The organism is Sediminibacillus sp. JSM 1682029 (assembly GCF_041366435.1).
Taxonomy (GTDB): Bacteria; Bacillota; Bacilli; order Bacillales; family Amphibacillaceae; genus Sediminibacillus; species Sediminibacillus terrae.
On the sequence record NZ_JBEWYY010000021.1, the window covers coordinates 1 to 1,637 of the forward strand.

The following is a 1,637-nucleotide window of genomic DNA, read 5'->3' on the forward strand; positions in this document are numbered from 1 at the left end:
CTCCATGCGGAGAAAGGTATTACCCGGTATTAGCCCCGGTTTCCCGGAGTTATCCCGATCTTACAGGCAGGTTGCCCACGTGTTACTCACCCGTCCGCCGCTCGTTCCACAGGTTTCACCCCGAAGGGATCTGCCTGCTTCCCGCGCTCGACTTGCATGTATTAGGCACGCCGCCAGCGTTCGTCCTGAGCCAAGATCAAACTCTCCATAAAAGACTTGCACATGGATGTGCTGATGTCGATGTTGCAACAGGACGTTGCGAACTTAATCGACGATCATTTGATGCTTGCTCGTTCAAAAACTAGCTTGTATATCTTGCTTGACATACTGGTTGTTTTGTTCAGTTTTCAAAGATCAAAATGGTGGAGCCTAGCGGGATCGAACCGCTGACCTCCTGCGTGCAAAGCAGGCGCTCTCCCAGCTGAGCTAAGGCCCCTCTATATAATATAATGGTCGGGAAGACAGGATTTGAACCTGCGACCCCTTGGTCCCAAACCAAGTGCTCTACCAAGCTGAGCTACTTCCCGATAATGGCGCGCCCGAGAGGAGTCGAACCCCTAACCTCTTGATCCGTAGTCAAACGCTCTATCCAATTGAGCTACGGGCGCTCTAAGTGCCGAGGGCCGGACTCGAACCGGCACGGTAGAAACCTACCGCAGGATTTTAAGTCCTGTGCGTCTGCCAATTCCGCCACCCCGGCCTGGCATGAAAGAACTGGAGCGGAAGACGGGATTCGAACCCGCGACCCCCACCTTGGCAAGGTGGTGTTCTACCACTGAACTACTTCCGCGTTAATGCGGGTGGAGGGACTTGAACCCCCACGTCGAAGACACTAGATCCTAAATCTAGCGCGTCTGCCAATTCCGCCACACCCGCACAATATAATAAATTGAAAAGAATGGGCCGGATTTAACTCACAAAAGAAATCCAGCACGTAACTTGTTTGATGAGCCATGGAGGATTCCGACGCCGCAGACTAGTCCTTGCATCACTGAATGGTGATAAAGGCAAGGGGAACCGCAGGTGAGAATCCGAACCATAACCGCCTTGATGAGCCATGGAGGATTCGAACCTCCGACCCTCTGATTAAAAGTCAGATGCTCTACCAACTGAGCTAATGGCTCATGATTAATCAAAAATAGAGAAAAACTGGTGCCGGCCAGAGGACTTGAACCCCCAACCTACTGATTACAAGTCAGTTGCTCTACCAATTGAGCTAGGCCGGCAAATGGTGGAGGATGCAGGGCTCGAACCTGCGACCCCCTGCTTGTAAGGCAGGTGCTCTCCCAGCTGAGCTAATCCTCCGAATGCCTGGCGGCGTCCTACTCTCGCAGGGGCAAAGCCCCAACTACCATGGGCGCTGGAGAGCTTAACTGCTGTGTTCGGCATGGGAACAGGTGTGGCCTCTCCGCTATTGCCACCAGACAATATGTAATTTTAAGGACAAGATATATTATATAAACATTACGACCAAAAAGCAAGGCTTTTTTTAATGTATATAATACTTGTTCCTTCAAAACTAGATAAGAAGGAAGACATCAACGAACTTCACACGTGCTAGTGCTTTAATCCAGCTCCGACTCCCAGGTCCTCGCTGTATAAGCAATTCCTCTACAAGGCTGAAAACCAGCCTTTTC

General features: G+C 50.9%; 9 tRNA genes and 2 rRNA genes. All 11 read right to left on the reverse strand.

The features are described 5' to 3' along the window. Nucleotides 1-212: ribosomal RNA gene (locus ABVF09_RS19715) — 16S ribosomal RNA — on the reverse strand; the annotation flags it as partial. A gap of 148 nt (nucleotides 213-360) precedes the next feature. Continuing rightward, nucleotides 361-436, reverse strand: a tRNA-Ala gene (locus ABVF09_RS19720). A gap of 14 nt (nucleotides 437-450) precedes the next feature. Beyond that, a tRNA-Pro gene (locus tag ABVF09_RS19725) sits at nucleotides 451-527 on the reverse strand. A 4-nt stretch (nucleotides 528-531) separates the two neighbouring features. Next, nucleotides 532-608, reverse strand: a tRNA-Arg gene (locus ABVF09_RS19730). A gap of 6 nt (nucleotides 609-614) precedes the next feature. Further along, nucleotides 615-700, reverse strand: a tRNA-Leu gene (locus tag ABVF09_RS19735). 15 nt (nucleotides 701-715) lie between these two features. After that, nucleotides 716-790, reverse strand: a tRNA-Gly gene (locus tag ABVF09_RS19740). A 5-nt stretch (nucleotides 791-795) separates the two neighbouring features. Continuing rightward, nucleotides 796-876: transfer RNA gene (locus ABVF09_RS19745), tRNA-Leu, on the reverse strand. A gap of 175 nt (nucleotides 877-1,051) precedes the next feature. Then, nucleotides 1,052-1,124, reverse strand: a tRNA-Lys gene (locus tag ABVF09_RS19750). Nucleotides 1,125-1,150: 26 nt separating this feature from the next. Further along, nucleotides 1,151-1,226, reverse strand: a tRNA-Thr gene (locus tag ABVF09_RS19755). A gap of 3 nt (nucleotides 1,227-1,229) precedes the next feature. Beyond that, nucleotides 1,230-1,305 (reverse strand) — tRNA-Val (locus tag ABVF09_RS19760). 4 nt (nucleotides 1,306-1,309) lie between these two features. Further along, nucleotides 1,310-1,425: ribosomal RNA gene (gene rrf / locus ABVF09_RS19765) — 5S ribosomal RNA — on the reverse strand. Nucleotides 1,426-1,637 lie beyond the last annotated feature (212 nt).